The 18,100-nt window shown below is 50.9% G+C and carries 14 protein-coding genes; 9 read left to right on the forward strand and 5 right to left on the reverse strand.

Going from position 1 to position 18,100, the window contains the following annotated elements; translation table 11 throughout:
- Window positions 1-103: 103 nt before the first annotated feature.
- The 4 genes from ptsP to LA360_RS01205 all read right to left on the reverse strand — a co-directional run bounded on the left by ptsP (window position 104) and on the right by LA360_RS01205 (window position 5,512).
- The gene (gene ptsP, locus LA360_RS01190; RefSeq protein ID WP_022200381.1) at window positions 104-1,759 is read right to left on the reverse strand and encodes a phosphoenolpyruvate--protein phosphotransferase; all 1,656 of its coding nucleotides are present in this window, start codon (window positions 1,757-1,759) and stop codon (window positions 104-106) included.
- A gap of 103 nt (window positions 1,760-1,862) precedes the next feature.
- Window positions 1,863-2,123: an HPr family phosphocarrier protein gene (locus LA360_RS01195; protein WP_022200380.1), complete on the reverse strand. Its 261-nt coding sequence runs from the start codon at window positions 2,121-2,123 to the stop codon at window positions 1,863-1,865.
- 38 nt (window positions 2,124-2,161) lie between these two features.
- Window positions 2,162-3,616: a glycoside hydrolase family 1 protein gene (locus LA360_RS01200; RefSeq protein ID WP_022200379.1), complete on the reverse strand. Its 1,455-nt coding sequence runs from the start codon at window positions 3,614-3,616 to the stop codon at window positions 2,162-2,164.
- 6 nt (window positions 3,617-3,622) lie between these two features.
- On the reverse strand, window positions 3,623-5,512 hold the full coding sequence (locus LA360_RS01205; RefSeq protein ID WP_057573114.1) for a beta-glucoside-specific PTS transporter subunit IIABC: 1,890 nt from the start codon (window positions 5,510-5,512) through the stop codon (window positions 3,623-3,625).
- Window positions 5,513-5,767: 255 nt separating this feature from the next.
- Between LA360_RS01205 and LA360_RS01210 the strand changes: the two genes are divergently transcribed.
- The 8 genes from LA360_RS01210 to LA360_RS01245 all read left to right on the forward strand — a co-directional run bounded on the left by LA360_RS01210 (window position 5,768) and on the right by LA360_RS01245 (window position 16,231).
- Window positions 5,768-6,742 (forward strand): LacI family DNA-binding transcriptional regulator, encoded by a 975-nt coding sequence (locus LA360_RS01210; protein WP_225537720.1) that lies wholly within the window; start codon window positions 5,768-5,770, stop codon window positions 6,740-6,742.
- A gap of 215 nt (window positions 6,743-6,957) precedes the next feature.
- The gene (locus LA360_RS01215) at window positions 6,958-7,461 is read left to right on the forward strand and encodes a MarR family winged helix-turn-helix transcriptional regulator (protein WP_022200375.1); all 504 of its coding nucleotides are present in this window, start codon (window positions 6,958-6,960) and stop codon (window positions 7,459-7,461) included.
- 337 nt (window positions 7,462-7,798) lie between these two features.
- Window positions 7,799-9,160 (forward strand): C4-dicarboxylate transporter DcuC, encoded by a 1,362-nt coding sequence (dcuC, locus tag LA360_RS01220; protein ID WP_022200374.1) that lies wholly within the window; start codon window positions 7,799-7,801, stop codon window positions 9,158-9,160.
- Between the two features lie 48 nt (window positions 9,161-9,208).
- Entirely contained in the window at window positions 9,209-10,390 is a 1,182-nt protein-coding gene (locus LA360_RS01225) for a MalY/PatB family protein (protein WP_022200373.1), read from the forward strand.
- Between the two features lie 20 nt (window positions 10,391-10,410).
- On the forward strand, window positions 10,411-10,836 hold the full coding sequence (locus LA360_RS01230; RefSeq protein WP_022200372.1) for a DUF1893 domain-containing protein: 426 nt from the start codon (window positions 10,411-10,413) through the stop codon (window positions 10,834-10,836).
- Between the two features lie 231 nt (window positions 10,837-11,067).
- Window positions 11,068-13,164 carry an elongation factor G gene (locus LA360_RS01235; RefSeq protein WP_022200371.1) on the forward strand — a complete coding sequence of 699 codons (2,097 nt, stop codon included), beginning with the start codon at window positions 11,068-11,070 and terminating at the stop codon, window positions 13,162-13,164.
- A 213-nt stretch (window positions 13,165-13,377) separates the two neighbouring features.
- Entirely contained in the window at window positions 13,378-13,542 is a 165-nt protein-coding gene (gene rd / locus LA360_RS01240) for a rubredoxin (RefSeq protein ID WP_002574973.1), read from the forward strand.
- A 136-nt stretch (window positions 13,543-13,678) separates the two neighbouring features.
- Window positions 13,679-16,231, forward strand: coding sequence for a bifunctional diguanylate cyclase/phosphodiesterase (locus LA360_RS01245; RefSeq protein WP_022200370.1), 2,553 nt, complete (start codon window positions 13,679-13,681; stop codon window positions 16,229-16,231).
- On the opposite strand, the gene LA360_RS01250 is transcribed toward LA360_RS01245, so the two are convergent.
- On the reverse strand, window positions 16,220-16,870 hold the full coding sequence (locus tag LA360_RS01250) for a Crp/Fnr family transcriptional regulator (RefSeq protein ID WP_022200369.1): 651 nt from the start codon (window positions 16,868-16,870) through the stop codon (window positions 16,220-16,222). The genes LA360_RS01245 and LA360_RS01250 overlap by 12 nt on opposite strands.
- Before the next feature lie 174 nt (window positions 16,871-17,044).
- On the opposite strand from LA360_RS01250, the gene LA360_RS01255 reads away from it, so the two are divergent.
- A complete protein-coding gene (locus LA360_RS01255) occupies window positions 17,045-18,100 on the forward strand; it encodes a CPBP family intramembrane glutamic endopeptidase (RefSeq protein WP_022200368.1) in 1,056 nt (351 codons plus the stop codon).

The raw sequence follows: 18,100 nt of genomic DNA on the forward strand, positions 1-18,100 counted from the left end.
CTGTGGGAAATAGAGTCCATCTACTCTATTTCTTCACAGCCCCATTGCTTGCCCGTTACCTTTTACCCCGCCTCTTCCGCTGATTTCGTGGTATCTTTTCTGTTTAGCATTCCAGCTTCTCCAAGGTACAGGTCTTGGCAATGGACTTGCGTATCTCAGCCCGCAGGGGCAGCACAGAGGAGGGTGACACGGACAGCTCGTCGATACCGATGGCCAGGAAGGTCTCCAGCAGGGAGAGATCGGCACCCAGCTCACCGCAGATACCGATCCAGATGCCCGCCTTGTGGGCGGCGTCGGTGGCCATCTTCAGCGCCCGCAGCACGGCGGGGTGGTGGGGGTCGAAGAACTTGCCCAGGTCGTTGGCCTGACGGTCACAGGCCAGGGTGTACTGGGTCAGGTCGTTGGTGCCCACGGAGAAGAAGTCCACCTCGCGGGCTAGCTCCTCGGCCACGAACACGGAGGCCGGGGTCTCGATCATGATGCCGATCTCGGTGTCCTTGCGGTAGGGGATGCCCTCGGCGTCCAGCTCGGCCATGACCTTCTGGCAGGCCCGCTTGCACTCCCGGACCTCCCACACGGAGGTGATCATGGGGAACATGATAGCGACCTTGCCGTAGGCGGAGGCGCGGTAAAGGGCGCGCAGCTGGGTGCGGAACACCTCAGGACGGTTGAGGCAAATGCGGATGGCCCGCACGCCCAGGGCGGGGTTTTCTTCCTTCTGCATCTCGAAGTAGTCCACCTGCTTATCCGCGCCGATGTCCAACGTGCGGATGACCACCCGCTTGCCGTCCATGGCGGCGGCCACGTCCTTGTACGCCTTGAACTGCTCCTCCTCGGTGGGGTAGTCGGAGGTGGCGAGATACAGGAACTCGGAGCGGAACAGGCCGATGCCCTGACCGTCGTTGGACTTGACCGCCGCTACGTCCTCCGGGGAGCCGATGTTGCAGTAGACCATCATGTGACGCCCGTCCAGTGTCACATCCTCCTGGCCCTTCATGGTTTCCATCAGCTCTTTCATTTCCCGCTGCTTTTCCATCTTAGCCTGGAACGCAGAGAGGGTGATCTCGTCGGGGTCGATGGCGACTTTGCCCGTCTCACCGTCGATGTACGCCACACGCCCGGCCATATCCTGTTTCAAGGAGTCACCCAGGCCGCAGATGGCGGGGATGCCCATGGTGCGGGCCAGGATCGCGGTGTGGCTGTTGCCGGAGCCGCCCTGGGTAATGAAGCCGAGAATTTTGCTCTTGTCCAATTGCAGCGTCTCGGAGGGGGCCAGATCGTCTGCGGCCAAAATTACCGGCTCGTCGGAGTCGATACCACCCTCAGTCACACCCATCAGGTTGTTCAAAATACGCCGGGACACGTCCTTGATGTCGGCGGCCCGGGCCTGCATATAGGCGTCGTCCATGGCGGCGAGCATCGCGGCAAACTGCTCCCCGGCGATCTCCACCGCCCGCTCGGCGGAGCAGTTTTGCTCCTCCAGCGCGGCGTTCATGCAGTCGCAGAAGTCCTCGTCTTCCACAAACATGGCGTGGGTCTCGAAAAGCATGGCGGCATCCTCACCGGCCTCCTCCCGGGCCTTGTCCGCGAGGGCGTTAAGCTGCTCCATGGACTTTTCTTTCGCTTCCTCCAGACGCCGCTTCTCCTCCTCCAAATCGCCGGCCACAGCGTTGGACACCGCCGCCGACGCGCGCTGGAAGAAGTAGATAGGTCCCTGGACGACACCTTTGGAAACGCCTTTTCCCTGAATCAAAATCATGGTGATTTCCTCCTACAATATTTTTTGGTATTCTCCGTGCAAATAACAGAGAAACATGATTAGGGGCGTCTGCCGCAAGGCAGACGCCCCTTTTGTGCGGCGCTTACAGGTTATCCTTGAAGAACTTCTCCATAGCAGCGGCGTTGGTTTCCTCATTGCCGCCCTCAACGGTTACGGTAACGGTATCGCCCTGCTTGATGCCCAGGCCCATCAAAGCCATGAGCTTGGTCGCGGCGGCGGACTTGCCATCGGCCTTGGCGATGGTGACGGTGCTGTCCAAGGCTTTGGCCTGCTTGGCAAGCACCCCGGCGGGGCGGGCGTGGATGCCTACGGGGTCAGTGATGGTGTAGGTGAACTGTTTCATAAGAATACTTCCTTTCTGGTTGATAAAATGAATGGAAATCAATCCATGTTCTCGCCGTTGGTGGCAATGACCTTCTGATACCAATAGAAGCTGTCTTTGCGCCTGCGCTCCAGCGTGCCTTGGCCCAGGTCGTCCTGGTCCACGTAGATGAAGCCGTACCGCTTGCTCATCTGGTTGGTGTTGGCGCTGACCAGGTCGATGGGCGCCCAACTGGTGTAGCCCATCAGCTCCACACCGGCGTCGATGGCCTTTTCCATCTCCCGGAAGTGGGCGCGGAAATAGTCCACCCGGTAGGGGTCGTGGATGGAGCCGTCCGGCTCCACCGTGTCCCGCATCCCCAGACCGTTCTCCACCACGAAGAGGGGCTTGCGGTAGCGGTCATACAGCTCAATCAGGGAGATCCGCAGGCCCACCGGGTCGATCTGCCAGCCCCACTCAGAGGAGGGAAGGTAGGGGTTTTTCACGCCCAGGATGGTATTGCCCGGTACGCGCTCCACGTTGGGGTCCACCGACTCGGTGGAGGAGTTGTAGTAGCTGAAGGAGACAAAGTCCACCGTGTGCGCCCGGATCAGCTCCAGGTCGCCCGGCTCCATCTCCGGCGTGAGCCCCCGCTTTTCCAGGTCACGGAGGATCAACCGGGGGTACTCTCCGAACACCTGTACATCGGCGTAGAAGAAATTCTCCAGATTTTTCTTCTGGGTGGCGGCCACATCCTCTGGGGCGCAGGTGTGGGGGTAGGTGGTGAGCTTGGTGAGCATCAGGCCCATCTGCGCGCCGGGGACCAGCTCCCGCAGCAGCTTGGTTACCATGGCTCCGGCCACGAACTGGTTGTGCGCGGCCTGGTAGCAGCAGGCCAGCTCTCCCCGCTCCCCGCACAGCTCCGGGATGATCCCGGCGGTGGTGAAGCTGTGGCGGATCAGGCTGTCGATCTCGTTGAAGTTCAGCCAGTATTTGACGTATTTGCCGAACCGCCGGAAGCAGACCTCGCAGAACCGCACAAACAGCCCGATCACCCGCCGGTCCGCCCAGCCGTTGTACTTCAGCGCCAGCTCCAGGGGCATCTCATAGTGGGACAGGGTCACCAGCGGCTCGATGCCCAGGCGGTTCATCTCCCGGAGGACGTCCTCGTAGAAGGCGATCCCCTTCTCGTTAGGCTCCGTCTCCTCCCCGGTGGGGAAGAGGCGGGACCAGGCGATGGACAGGCGGAACACCTTGAAGCCCATCTCGGCAAAGAGGGCCAGGTCCTCCTTGTAGTGGTGGTAAAAGTCGATGCCCCGGCGCTTGGCGTAATAGGTGGGGTCGGGGTCCGCCATAGCTGCCTTGACGCCCTCCAGGGAGGTGTGGACGTTGGCCTTGTAGTCCTTTACGTCCACTTTGGGCTTGAAGGTGACCACATCCTCCACGCTCCAGCCCTTGCCGTCCTCATTCCACGCGCCCTCGATCTGATTGGCGGCAACGGCGCCGCCCCAGAGAAAACCCTTCGGAAAACTCATTTTATATCACTCCCATTTCAAAAGTTCGGTTCCGGCCTCGATATCGCCCTGGGCCAGGGTCGTGACCTCCAGCTCATCCGAGTTGGTAACCACCACGGGTGTGGTCAGATCATAACCGGCGGCGCGGATGGCGTCCATGTCAAATTTGATCAGGAGCTGGCCTTTGCGGACCCTGTCGCCCACCTTGACCTGGGGCTCAAAGTGCTTGCCGCCCAGCTGCACGGTATCCATGCCGATGTGCATCAGAATCTCGGCGCCGCAGGCGTCCACAAGCGAGATCGAGTGCTTGCTGTCGGGGATCATGGTGACGGTGCCGTTCACCGGGGCATAGAGTTCGCCCTTCGCGGGCCGCACGGCCGCGCCCTGACCCAGGACGCCGGTGGAGAACACCTCATCTTTCACGTCCTCCAGCCGCACCACGGTGCCCTGGAGAGGGCTTACCAGAGAGCCGGGCTTCACCGTGTCGTCCTCCGGCTCGGAGGACTGTGCGGAGAGCTCGCCGGAGAGCTGCCCGGCTGGGGCAGCCTCCGCCTTTGCCTCGTCCTTGTACAGGAAAAGCGTCGCGATAAAGGAGGATACCAGCGCGATCCCAAAACCGGCGAAGGCCCAGACGATGTTCATCGTATTTTCAGGGTCCACGAACATGGCCATACCGGCCAGACCGGGGCCCATGGCCACAAACGCCTTGACCGCCATCAGGCCGATGAAGGAACCGCTGATGAAGCTGCCCACCATCACGCCGTAGAGGACCTTTTTGCGCTGTATGGTGATGGAGTAAATTGCCGGCTCGGTGACGCCGAAAAGGGCGGACACGCCGCAGGAAAAGGCGGTGGAGCGCAGCTCCGGGTCTTTTGTCTTGAGGGCGACGGCCAGGGAAGCGCCGCTCTCGGAGATATTATGCGCCAGCGAAGCGCCGTTGTAAAGAATTTCGTAGCCCAGGCTCGGGTCGCCCAGGGAGGCGACCACATAGGGGATAAACGCCTTGTGTGCGCCGATGGAGATCAGCAGGGGCAGGACGGCGGCCACCAGGCCCACAGCCAGCCAGCCGACATACTTATACAGGGTGAGCATGACCGTGGTCAGCCCCTTGCCGATGGTTAGGCCGATGGGGCCCAGGACCAGCAGGGTCAGGGGGAACACGATGATGAAGCACACCATGGGGACAAAGAACACCCGAATGGGCTTGGGCGTGATCTTGGTGACGTACTTTTCCACAAAGTACAGCGCGGTCACCGCCAGAATGGCCGGGAACACTTGATAGGCGTAGTTCACGTTCTGGAGGGTGAGGCCAAACAGGGTGGGCGCAGGATCGGAAGCCAGCAGAGCCGCGGTTTTGGGAAGCACCAGAGCGCCCACGGTGGCCACCGCGATCAGCCGGTTGCAGTTAATCTTGCTGGACATGGTGACGGCCACCAGCACAGGCAGGAAGTACAGGGGCGCGTCCGCCACGTTGATCAGAACCTGATACAGGACGCCTTTGCTGTCCATGATCCCGACCAGGGCAAACAGGGACAGGAACGCCTTCAGGATACCGCCGCCCGCGATGGCGGGAACCAACGGCTGGAAGATACCCACCATGAGGTCCAGAACAGTGGCGCCGATATCCCGCTTTCCCTGGGCGACAGGGGCCGGAGTCCCGCCGGTAAAGGTGCCCAGCTTAAGGACCTCGTCGTAGACCTCGATGACATCGTTGCCGATGACCACCTGACACTGATTGCCGCTGCCCACGACCCCCATGACCCCGGGGACCTTTTTCAGTCCAGCCTGATCCACTTTGCCGGGGTCCACGATGGAAAACCGCAGGCGGGTGGAGCAGTGTTCAAAGTGGGATACATTTTTGTCCCCGCCCACCAGCCGGAGGACTTCCTTCGCAATATTTGCGTAGTTTTTTGCCATGTGAATATCTCCTCTCCAGAATGTAAATTTACTTTTTATAAATGAAATTTTACAATATAGATTGTAAATTAACATCACGGAAATTGCAAGCGTTTTTTTAGGATTCTCAGAACTTTGGAGAGGTATACAATTTTGACAGAGGCAAATTGTATATTTTTGCTACGCATTGTAAATTTACATTCCGGCCCTGCTGTGGTATGATAGAGAAGACAAGGAGGCGAGTTTATGGCCCAGAGAAAAGACGTGTCCATCCAGATGATCGCCCAGTGGTGCGGTGTTTCCACGGCCACGGTGTCACGGGTGCTGAACAGCGACCCCAAAGTGGCGGAGACCACCCGGCAGATGGTGCTGTCGGCGCTGGAGGAGAGCGGATACCGTCCGCCGTCTCCCTCCGCCGCCGGGATAAAAAAAGTGGGCGTCGTGGTCGACACCCAAATCAACGACTATTACCGGGCTCTGCTGATTCAGCTCCACGACACCCTGGCGGAGCTTGGCATCCAGACCATCAGCGCCAGCCTGGGCTACCGGAAGGAGGCCCTGCCGGATATCCTGCGGACCATCTACGACTGCAATGTCTGCGGCGTGATCCTCGTCACCTGCGGTTATCTCGCCGTCCGGAATATCCTGGACCCCCGTCTGCCCCATGTGTGGATCGACTGCACCGATCCCCCCGAGCAGACCGCCGGTATCTGCCAGGTCCAGAGCGACCAGCGCGTGTCCGGCGTCCTGGCCGCCCAGGAGCTCTATCGGAAAGGAAGCCGTAAGCCCATCCTGCTGGGGAGCAACCTGATCTCCCACCGGATGCGGGAGCGGTTTGAGAGCTTCCGGGGGGAGTACCGCAGGCACGGGATCGAGTTGGGAGAGGACCGAATCATCCGCACGCCCAGGGTCCGGGAGGTTTTAGACGAAAGCAAGCAAGCCATCCGCTACCTGATCAGCACTGACTATGAGTTTGACGGGGTCTTCGCTATCAGCGACTGGAGAGCCTTGGGGGCATATCTGGCCTTGGCCGAACTGGGCATCCGGGTGCCTGAGGAGGTCCGAATTATCGGTTATGACGGAGTATCCGTGGCAAGCCGGACGATTTTGAATATTACCTCCATCCAGCAGAATATCGGAGAGATTGCCCGCAACGCCTGTGATCTGCTCCTCCGGCAGATGGAGCGCAAGCCAGTTGAATACAAGCGGATTATCGTCCCCACCAGCATCCTGGCCGGGCAGACCTTGTAATAATAGAAGTAAAGATGAAAAGTTAAAGTCCAAATCTCACAATCCTCCTTGACAGCATCTCTATAAGCTTACTCTTGTTATGGTTGCTGAGGAGGCCATAGCGGCGTAAAATCCGAAACAAATGGAATAAAAACTTGTCTTTGATATCTAAATATAGTATACTTTAACAAATTGTTAATGACGAATACGGTGTATATCAAAACTAGGAGTATATTATGGATAAGAAGATGAAGAAATCATATAATGACGTAGAAGCAGTAGATATACTACATCAGGTTTCGAATTTTTATATCTCTACAAAAGTGCCTCATGATTATGGAACAGGCGAAGCCTATACTTCAGTAGAGGTACACACGTTAAAGCATATTGCTGATCATCATGGAATTACAGTAACTGAACTGGCAAGAGATTATGGAAAGACCAAGGGGGCAGTTTCTCAAATCCTGAAAAAAGTGGAAAGTAAAGGCTTAATATACAGGGAAGTGGACTCTGAAAATGACAATCGATTTCACCTGTTCTTAACTGAAAAGGGAAAGGAACTGAATGAAGCCCACCGCAAATATGATGAGATAGGATTTGGAGAGTCTATGGATATTGTTAGGGAACATTTTTCTGAGGATGAGATAAATACCACTTTCAGCGTACTTGAAGCATGGTTGGATATAAGACGCAAGGTTCAAGATAACAGAAACGCAAGAAAAAAGGCAAAAAAGAGATAAGTAAATAGTAAAATATCCATATAATATATATTCGTTAAGACGATTGAGGAGTCACAACAAATGTTGTGGCTCCTTTGCTGTATCAGAAATAGTCTAATTAGATGATACTGAATAGTTTTGGATATATTGTACAAAAAATAAATGCAATATTCGTGCATATAGACAAAGTGTATAAATGGTATTGACAACAAATTATAATTAGTTTAGAATCTAAACATAAGGTATACATACTAAACTATAGGTTAAGAATATAAACAAAATAGTTTGGTTTTGTATATCTGATTTAAACAACCCGGTACCGCGGTGGTTTGGGAAACTAAAAGACAGGAGAGATAAAATGAATAATGCTATAGCTGTGATGATAACGCTGCTGTACATAGTCATAGTTGCAACATTGGTGATTAAAAAGTATAATTCAGTATTTGTATTCCTGGTATCAGGCATGGTAATCCTGCTAATATTCGCAATCATTGGCGGCAATTCAATAATGGATGATAAAACGACTGGTAATGCTGTCATAGATGTGTTCGCTTATGCAGCCAACGCATTTAAATCTAATGCATCCGGTGTTGGACTGACTTTGATGATGGTAACTGGATATGCTGTTTACATGTCACACATAGGGGCATCCACAAAACTAGCATATCTTGCAACTAAACCATTATCAAAAATCAAAAATCCATATATTGTTTTAAGCATGCTTTTTGTTATTGGTACATTACTGAAAATGGTCATTACAAGTCATGCTGGCCTGGCTATGCTTTTGATGGCCATTGCCTTCCCTATACTTACATCCTTGGGAATAAGTAAACTAAGTGCCGCTACTGTAATGATAATGTGTGGCTTTGTTGACTGGGGACCAAATGATTCAAGCGCAATATTTGCGGCAGAGAATGTAGTTGGTATGCCTATGATGGATTATTTCCTTACTTATCAAGGGAAAACCGCATCTATACTTATTATAATCTGTGCGGTCTTTCTACCTATATATCTGAGACATATGGATAAGAAGGATGTATCAGATGGGATTTCCGTTTCAAAGGCGGATATGCCTCATGACGTCAGCTGTCCTGCGTACTATGCAATACTTCCCATTGTACCCCTGGTTTTGATTACAGTATTCAGTTTTATACCATCCATTAATCTTGATGTGGTTACAGCAAACTTGCTTGGACTGTTTTTCGTATTTATTCTGGAATTAGTAAGACGAAGAGATAGAAAAGAAGTAACGAGTGATTTTAGTGTTGTGATGAAAGCAATGGGAAATTCATTTGCAAATGTTGTGAGTATCCTGATTGGTGCGGCTGTATTTGCTGAAGCCATCAAAATGTTAGGTGGCATTACAATCATAAGCAACACTTTAGCGGCTGTTAAGAGTGCTCCCATTATTACCATGGCATTAATGTCAATGATAACATTCTTTGCAGGCATGCTTCTTGGTTCAGGTAATGCTTCATGGTATGCTTTTGGTCCGCTAGTACCGGATGTGACAGCTCAGATGGGAGTATCCACTGCTACAATCGCTCTTCCGATGCAGTTATCATCTGGTATCGGACGCTGTATGTCACCCGTTGCAGGTGTTGTAATTGCCATATCAGGTATGGCTGAACTGGATATTATGGATATTGTAAAAAGATGTTCTATTCCCGCAGTTGTAATGTATATATGTAATCTGGTTGTATCATACTCAGTTGTCTAAAATACATGAAAATATGTTATTATTCAAAGAAGAAAAGGAGAGTCCACTATGAGTAAAACAATATATGATTTTGATAAAGGCGTAGAGAGAAGAGGAACTGATGCAAAGAAATACGATCCTTCACTTTGCCCAGAAGATGTACTTCCATTCTGGATAGCAGATACAGATTTCCCAAGCCCGGTAGAGGTGACAGAGGCACTGATGGAGCGTGTAAAGATGAATCATTACGGCTATCCATATATTGATTCTGATTTTGAAAAAAGTATTGCCAGGTGGTACAAAGTAAGACATAATACAGTACTGAATCCAGAATATATTGATTTTTCCCCTTGTGTAATACCGGCTATGATATGGTTTACAGAAGAATTCTCAAGTATTGGTGATAAAATACTTTTACAGACGCCGGTTTATCCGCCTTTCCACGATTTGGTGAAAAATAACGGACGTCAACTGATTTATAATGAGATGGACCTGGTAGAGGGACGGTATGAAATCAACTTTGGGGATTTGGAAAGAAAATTAGCAGACCCTAAAGTGAAAATTCTTTTTATCTGTAATCCCCAGAACCCAACTGGTAGATGCTTTACTAAGGAAGAACTGGTAAGGATGGGAGAATTATGTATACGAAACAATGTAATGATTGGAGTTGATGAGATCCATGCTGACATTATTTTTGACGGGCATAAATTCGTTCCGTTTTGCGGTATCTCTGAGGAGTTCGCCAATCATTCTGTAACTTTTATCAATCCTGCTAAAACATTTAACGTGGCTGGTTTCCGCACAGCTGCGTGGTTTACACATAACAAAGAGATTTACCGCAGAATGATGAACCAACAGACTTATAAAAAAGGTATGGGACGAAATATATTTGGAAATGTAGCATTGATGGCATGTTACAATCACGGTGATGACTATGCAGACCAGTGCGTCGCTTACCTAAATGAGACAAAGAACCAGGCAGTTACATACATAAATGAGAATATCCCTAAAATTCAAGCAATTAATCCAGAGGCAACCTTTATGATTTGGATGGATTGTCGCGGACTTGGTTTCAAGACACAGAAAGAACTAAAGGACTTTATGTTTAAAGATGCCAGAGTATTATTAAACGATGGGACTACCTTTGGAGAAAAGGAAGGAACTGGATTTATGCGATTCAACTTTGCAGCGCCCAGAGCAGTAGTCATGGAGGGGTTAAAGAGAATCAAGGAAGCGGCTGACAGGCTGTAAAATTGAGAGCAGGTGTCATAATGAGAGATGATTTATTCCAGAAAGTGCTGGCCAAAACAGCATTAGCTATTCTGACTGATGACTCGGACAATATCATTTGGGAGACAGACAAAAGTCCGGTCTCAGGGATGTATCGCGCATACTTTAAGAACAAATTTTCTGAGTCAAAGGATATGATTCTATATGCCAGTCAAGCAGGTATTGCGATGGGAATTATGGCAGGACAGATACCAATCAGAGAATGCCATGCGGTAAAAGTGTCTGAAGGTGGATTGAGGTTATTAAAGGAAGAAGGAGTTAAATCTGCCTACGAAGAAATAATTCCTCTAATAAAATCATCCAAGGATGATAATATAATTTGTCCTATTGAGCAATTCCTATATGAACATGAAGAAAGACAGGAGCAATGGAGATTTCTTGAAGCGCGATTTAAAGGTAGAAATTAATCCAGAAGCCTGGAAAGATAACAGCATATTTAAAGAGAATGACAACAGGCAAAGGTATGGATAAGATGAAACGCTATGCGACCATTTTGCCTTGATTTTACGTTGTTGCCCGCGGCTGGACATGCAACCTCAAAAGAATGTTGTGCAAATCATATAAAATGCTTGAAAAATTCTGAAAAATTTAGTAAAATATACGCATAGGCTTAAATTTAATGAACAGGAGGGAAGTTTATGAACGTATATGGAACTGAACAAATCCGCAACGTTGTATTACTTGGACATGGAGGCGCTGGTAAGACAACAGTTGCGGAAGCATTGGCGCTGCTGACTGGTGTTACAAAACGTATGGGCAAGGTGCCGGACGGAAACACCATCAGCGATTATGACAAGGAAGAAATCAAGAGACAGTTTTCTATCTCCACCACCCTGATTCCGCTGGAATATGAGGGAGAGGACGGGCCAATTAAGATTAACCTTCTGGATACGCCGGGATTTTTTGATTTTGTAGGAGAGGTTGAGGAGGCAATCAGTGTTGCCGATGCGGCCATTATCGTTGTCAACTGTAAGGCAGGTATTGAGCCTGGTACAGAGAGGGCATGGGAGATGTGCGAGAAGTACAACCTGCCCAGGCTGATTTTCGTCACTAATATGGACGATGACCATGCCAGCTATCGTGAGCTTGTGGTTAAGCTGGAGACAAAGTTCGGACGTAAGATTGCTCCGTTCCAGCTGCCAATCCGTGAGAATGAAAAGTTCGTAGGTTTCGTCAATGTGGTAAAGATGGGCGGACGCCGTTTCACTAATTTAAGTGATTATGAAGAGTGTGAGATTCCGGATTATGTCCAGAAAAACCTGACCATTGCCAGGGATGCCCTCATTGAAGCCGTTGCCGAGACCAGTGAAGAATATATGGAGCGTTATTTCCTTGGAGAAGAGTTTACCCAGGAAGAGATTTCCACCGCTCTGAGGACCCATGTTATTGAAGGGGACATCGTTCCTGTCATGATGGGTTCCGGCATTAACTGCCAGGGCTTTAAGGTTCTGCTGCAGGCCATTGACAAATACTTCCCGTCACCTGATCATTTTGAGTGTATCGGCGTGGATGTTTCCACAGGCGAGCGCTTTACCGCCAAATACAACGACGATGTGTCCCTGTCCGCCAGAGTGTTCAAGACCATCGTGGACCCATTCATCGGCAAGTATTCACTGATGAAGATTTGTACAGGTACCCTTAAAGGCGATACGATTGTGTATAATGTAAATAAGGATACGGAGGAAAAGATTGGCAAGCTCTATATCCTGCGGGGCAAGGACCAGATTGAGGTGCAGGAGCTGAGGGCAGGCGACATCGGAGCCGTTGCAAAGCTGACCGTGACCCAGACCGGCGATACCATGGCTGTGCGCACGGCACCCATTGTATACCATAAGCCGCAGACCTCCACACCATACACATACATGGCATATAAGGCTGCGAACAAGGGTGAGGATGACAAGGTATCCACGGCTCTGGCTAAGATGATGGAGGAAGACTTAACCCTTAAGGTTGTCAACGACGCTGAGAACCGTCAGGCCCTGTTATACGGCATAGGCGATCAGCAGTTGGATGTGGTAATCAGCAAGCTGCAGAGCCGCTATAAGGTTGACGTGACCTTAAGCCCGCCTAAGTTTGCATTCCGCGAGACCCTGCGCAAGAAAGTAAAGGTTCAGGGCAAGCATAAGAAACAATCCGGCGGACACGGACAGTATGGCGATGTCATTATGGAGTTTGAGCCATCCGGCGATTTGGAGACACCGTACGTATTTGAGGAAAAGATATTCGGCGGTTCCGTACCCAGGAACTACTTCCCGGCTGTTGAGAAGGGACTGCAGGAATGCGTATTAAAGGGACCGCTGGCGGGTTATCCGGTTGTGGGCTTAAAGGCCACTCTTCTGGATGGCTCCTATCACCCGGTGGATTCCTCGGAGATGGCATTTAAGATGGCCACCATTCTTGCATTTAAGCAGGGCTTCATGGAAGCAAATCCAGTACTCCTTGAACCCATTGCCTCCCTTAAGGTTACTGTTCCGGATAAGTTTACAGGCGACGTCATGGGCGATTTAAACCGCAGAAGAGGACGCGTGCTGGGCATGAATTCCAATCACAACGGAAAGCAGGTCATTGAGGCGGATATTCCTATGTCTGAGCTCTTTGGATATAATACGGACCTACGCTCCATGACAGGCGGCCTGGGCGATTATTCCTATGAATTCAGCCGCTATGAGCAGGCTCCCGGCGATGTACAGAAACGTGAGATAGAAGCAAGGGCTGCAGCCAAGGACGGCGAATAAAAGTAAATGCCACAGCTGCCCGGAGTAAGTTTGGGCAGCTGTTTTTCCATGCATGTTTTCCGGAATATGTGGCAAATTAAATATTATATCAAAAAGTCATTTTAATGTTGCAAATATCACAGAAAAACAGGAATACTTATGATATAGTAATGACATCAAAGGAAATGATTCAAAACAAAGATAAATGATATGATAATTAAGGAGGAAATGATAATGAAAAAATATGTATGTGATCCATGTGGATGGATATATGACCCTGAGGCAGGCGATCCGGACGGCGGAATCGAGCCGGGAACCGCATTTGAGGATATTCCGGATGATTGGGTATGTCCTATCTGCGGAGTCGGAAAAGATATGTTCTCTGTTGTTGAAGAATAAGATGTGCGCTGGCGCCTCTTCCCGGATAAAACCCGGGAATAGGCGCCTTTTTATTTGATTTTCCCCTTGTACATAATCTGGAAAGAGTTTACAATAAAGAGAGAGCTTTCAAATATAGTAAAGAGGATTTTTTGAGATGGAAGAACAGCAAAACTCATTTAAGGATACATTCCTGGCAGCTGTTTTGGACCAAATGGACACCAATTTCTATATAACGGATGTAGAAACGGATGAAATCCTTTATATGAATAAAACCATGAAGGAAACCTTCGGGCTTACAAGGCCGGAAGGCTGTGTCTGTTGGCAGGTGCTGCAAAAGGATATGAAGGAACGGTGCCCTTACTGTAAAATCAGGCAGATGGAACAGATGGAGGGCAATAAAATCTGTGTCTGGCGCGAGACCAATTCTGTGACCGGCAAAAAATACAGGAATTATGACAGCCTGATTCAGTGGAGGGGGAAGATATACCACATTCAGAATTCCGTGGACATGACGGAATATGACAAGATTTCGGAGACGGCCCGCACCGATGAGCTGACACGCATGCTAAACCGCCGGGGAGGCAGTGAACGCCTTATGCGGGCCCTGGAGCAGGGGAGCCGTGAGAACCAGGTGGTGACCGTGGTACTGTATGATATCAACGAGCTGAAATCGGTCAATGACCGGTATGGACACAGCGAGGGGGACAGGCTTCTTCAGTACGTGGCAGCCATAGCCAAGGAGTGCCTTGGAAGGCTGGACTTCATGTACCGTCTCAGCGGTGATGAGTTCGTCATGGTATTTTATGGGCGGGACATGAAAGCGGCAGACGAAAGCATGAAGCGTCTCTTGACCAGGGCAGGACAGGAACGGAAACGCCAGCTCCAGGAATATGACGTCTCCTTCAGCTATGGAATCGCAGAGGTCTGTCCTGGGGATATGGGCTCGGTGGAGGACATCATATCCCGGGCAGACGAGCAGATGTATATACAGAAGAGAGGATATCACATAGAGCGTGCCAAGCGCAGGCTTGGGGAGAAACATGAGGACGGGGATGCCCCCTTTTATTATGACGGCGGAAGCCTCTATGAAGCGCTGTCTGCCAGCACGGACGACTATATCTTTGTGGGAAATATGAAGACCGGGGTATTTTGTTATCCCCAGGCCATGGTGGAGGAATTCGGCCTGCCGGGCCAGGTGGTCAGGGAGGCAGCCGCATTTTGGGGGCAGCTGATTCATCCCCATGATGAGGCCTATTTTCTGGAGAGCAATCAGAGTATAGCAGACGGAAGAGAAGAGTATCACAACATAGAGTACCGGGCCAGGAACGTGAGAGGGGAGTGGACATGGCTGCGGTGCAGGGGAAAGATGCTCAGGGATAAGGACGGGCAGCCTAAGCTGTTTGCCGGCATGATCAGCAATCTGGGCAAAAAGAACCAGATTGACCATATGACCGGCCTTTACAACAAATATGAATTTGAGGAAAATATAAAGAAATACCTGGCAGACCGCAAATGCATGGACACCATCGGCCTTATGGTGCTGGACATGGATTCCTTTAAAAATATCAATGCTCTGTATGACCGGTCTTTCGGGGACGAGGTCCTGCGGATTACGGCCCAGAAGGTGGCATCCATGCTTCCGCCCAATGCCATGCTCTACCGGCTGGATGGGGATGAATTCGGCATCCTCCTCCTGGGCGGAGACGCAAAAGAGGCGGCCCATCTATTTGACAAGCTGCAGCAGAACTTCTGCAAACAGCAGGAATACGGAGGAAAGAAATACTTCTGTACCCTGTCGGCGGGATATGCTGCTTATCCGGAGGACGGGGGCAATTATCTGGAGCTCTTTAAGAGGGCCAACTACTCCCTGGAATACTCCAAAATCATGGGAAAGAACCGGATGACCGTGTTTTCCAGGAATATTCTGGCCGACAGGGAGCGGCGGCTGGAGCTGATGGAGCTTTTGCGTGAGAGCGTGGAGCGCGGATTTGCGGGGTTCTCCATCCATTACCAGCCCCAGGCAGACACTTTGTCGGGCAGGCTCTGCGGAGCGGAGGCCCTGGCCAGATGGCACTGCGGCAAGTATGGGGATGTCTCTCCCGGAGAGTTCATACCTTTGATGGAGCAGAGCGGTTTAATCGTACCTTTTGGACAGTGGATACTGAGCCATGGCATGGCCCAATGCCTGGAGTGGCGCCGGTCAAGGCCGGATTTCCAGATTAGTGTGAATCTGTCCTATATCCAGCTTTCCCAGGGGGACTTTATCTCCTTCCTCAGGACGGCTCTGGAGGAAAACAGCCTGGATCCATCCAGGCTCATCATGGAACTGACCGAGACATATCTGGCAAAGGCAGAGGAGGACACCCTCCGCCTGATCGCACAGATGAAGGAGCTTGGGGTAAAAATTGCCATGGATGATTTCGGAGTGGGATATTCGTCTCTGTTTTCATTGAAAAGCATCCCCGTGGATGTGGTGAAGATAGACAGAAGATTTGTGAAGGGGATTACCTCAGAGCCCTTTAATGCCACCTTTATCCGATCCATCACCGACCTGTGCCATGATGTGGGCAGGAAGGTATGCCTGGAGGGAGTGGAGACAAAAGAGGAATATGAGGCTGTAAGGGAACTGGGAATGGAATATATACAAGGATATTATTTTGGGCGCCCTATGAGCGCCCGGCAGTTTGAGGACAGGCTAAAGGAATAAGCGGACACAGCGCTTGTCCATCTCAATCAGTCCCTCCTCCTTCATGCGTTTCAGTTCCCTTGTCATGGCGCTGCGGTCAATGGAAAGGTAATCGGCCAGGTCCACCATGGTAAAGGGGAGACTGAAGGAGGAGGCTTTGGCCTGGGCGGCCAGCTGCATGAAGTAGCATATGAGCTTCTCGCGGATGGTGCGCTGAGACAGGACCTCCACCCTGCGGCTTAAGTTTAAGGCCCGCTCCGAAATCAGGTCCAGCAGATTCTGGGTCAGCTGGTGGTGGTGGGCGCAGGACTTGGTGCAGGGAGAGCCGATGGTGGCATAGTGGATGAAGAGAATGTCACAGGGGCTGTCGCAGACAACGCTGATACCGGCATGTTCGCTGCCCTTGTAGGACAGCAGATGGCCGAAGATGTCCTGGGGGCCCAGGCGCTCCAGGATGGTTCTGGCTCCGTTGTATTCATAGCGGACAACGGAGGCAGTGCCTTTGCCTATAATGCCGATTTCATGAAAGCCCTCATCGTAATCGCATATGGTCTCGCCTGCCTTAAACTGTTTTGTCCTTCCGTCCAGGCAGGAGAGCAGTTTTTTATACTCGTCAATGGAAATGTCTTTAAATAGGTTTTTCTGAAAATATTCTGTCATGTTTCTTTTACCCTGCTATCTTTTATGGTATGATATTTATTATCATAATACTTTTTTGTTGCAATTGCAACACTAAAAAGAACTGTCTTTTGGCAGTTACCATACAGTGCGGTGTGACACATAGAACAGGAGCCGCACTGTATAAGATCTGATGAAGGAGACTGGATATGGCCTATGATATATGAATATGAAAACAGGGGAACGGCCTGGGAGCCGGACCCGGAGCAGGCAGCTGCCATGGAGCGGCGCCAGAGGAAGCAGTTCTCACATGTGGGGCTGGCGGCAGCGGCCTTTATGCTGATTACCCTGGCTGCCCAGATGACGGTCATGGTCCTGGTGGGGCTGCTTAATTCCCTGCTGGGCGATTTCATTGATTTTTACGGATTTACGGGGCGTATGCTTATGTCGTCCCTGCCCATGTACCTGGTGGCCTTTCCGGCGGCGGCAGGACTGCTCCAGCTTGTGCCGAAGTGCGGTTCGCCCCAGAAGGAGCAGTGGGGATTCTGGAAATTTGCGTCCTTTTTTGTCATTGCAGTGGGAATCGGGCTGGCAGGAAATATTCTGGGCAGGCTGGCAGGGATTTTACAGCCATCGGGACCTGACTCCGTTTTATTGGACCAGCTTATCAGAAATTCCAGCCTGTGGGTCAATCTGCTGACGACGGTCATCATGGCTCCTGTGGTGGAGGAGCTTTTTTTCAGAAAGCTGGTCATGGACCGGCTGCTGGGATATGGACAGAAAGCAGCCATCATCATGTCGGGCATTATGTTCGGCATGGCCCACGGCAATTTTTCCCAGTTTTTTTATGCCTTTGGCATTGGAATTCTTTGGGCCTACGTGTACGCAAAGACAGGGAAGGTGGGATACACCATTGGGTTCCATATGCTGTTTAACCTGTTGGGCGGCGTCATCACCGTGGAACTGTCAAAGGGCGCCCAGGGGCTGGCAGAGGGGCCGTGGATTATACGGCAGATTGAATCTATTCTGGGAATTGACATGGGATGGCTGGTGACCGCGTTTTCCTCTGTCATGATACTGGCATATTTCTTTTTCATGCTGGCCTGCCTCATTGCGGCCATTATCCTTATCATCATGTACCGGCGCCAGATTACCTTCCGGCCGGGACAATGGCCTCTGAGAAAGGGAAGAGCATTCAAGACGGCATTTCTGAATGTGGGGATGATTGTCTATTTTGTCATATGCTGCGGCTTGTTTATATTAAATTGGTGA

The organism is Enterocloster clostridioformis (assembly GCF_020297485.1).
GTDB classification, from domain to species: domain Bacteria; phylum Bacillota; class Clostridia; order Lachnospirales; family Lachnospiraceae; genus Enterocloster; species Enterocloster clostridioformis.

Coding starts and splice junctions, on each gene's coding strand:
- ptsP (WP_022200381.1), bottom strand. CDS start 1,759: ATGATTTTGATTCAGGGAAAAGGCGTTTCCAAAGGTGTCGTCCAGGGA.
- LA360_RS01195 (WP_022200380.1), bottom strand. CDS start 2,123: ATGAAACAGTTCACCTACACCATCACTGACCCCGTAGGCATCCACGCC.
- LA360_RS01200 (WP_022200379.1), bottom strand. CDS start 3,616: ATGAGTTTTCCGAAGGGTTTTCTCTGGGGCGGCGCCGTTGCCGCCAAT.
- LA360_RS01205 (WP_057573114.1), bottom strand. CDS start 5,512: ATGGCAAAAAACTACGCAAATATTGCGAAGGAAGTCCTCCGGCTGGTG.
- LA360_RS01210 (WP_225537720.1), top strand. CDS start 5,768: ATGATCGCCCAGTGGTGCGGTGTTTCCACGGCCACGGTGTCACGGGTG.
- LA360_RS01215 (WP_022200375.1), top strand. CDS start 6,958: ATGGATAAGAAGATGAAGAAATCATATAATGACGTAGAAGCAGTAGAT.
- dcuC (WP_022200374.1), top strand. CDS start 7,799: ATGAATAATGCTATAGCTGTGATGATAACGCTGCTGTACATAGTCATA.
- LA360_RS01225 (WP_022200373.1), top strand. CDS start 9,209: ATGAGTAAAACAATATATGATTTTGATAAAGGCGTAGAGAGAAGAGGA.
- LA360_RS01230 (WP_022200372.1), top strand. CDS start 10,411: ATGAGAGATGATTTATTCCAGAAAGTGCTGGCCAAAACAGCATTAGCT.
- LA360_RS01235 (WP_022200371.1), top strand. CDS start 11,068: ATGAACGTATATGGAACTGAACAAATCCGCAACGTTGTATTACTTGGA.
- rd (WP_002574973.1), top strand. CDS start 13,378: ATGAAAAAATATGTATGTGATCCATGTGGATGGATATATGACCCTGAG.
- LA360_RS01245 (WP_022200370.1), top strand. CDS start 13,679: ATGGAAGAACAGCAAAACTCATTTAAGGATACATTCCTGGCAGCTGTT.
- LA360_RS01250 (WP_022200369.1), bottom strand. CDS start 16,870: ATGACAGAATATTTTCAGAAAAACCTATTTAAAGACATTTCCATTGAC.
- LA360_RS01255 (WP_022200368.1), top strand. CDS start 17,045: ATGATATATGAATATGAAAACAGGGGAACGGCCTGGGAGCCGGACCCG.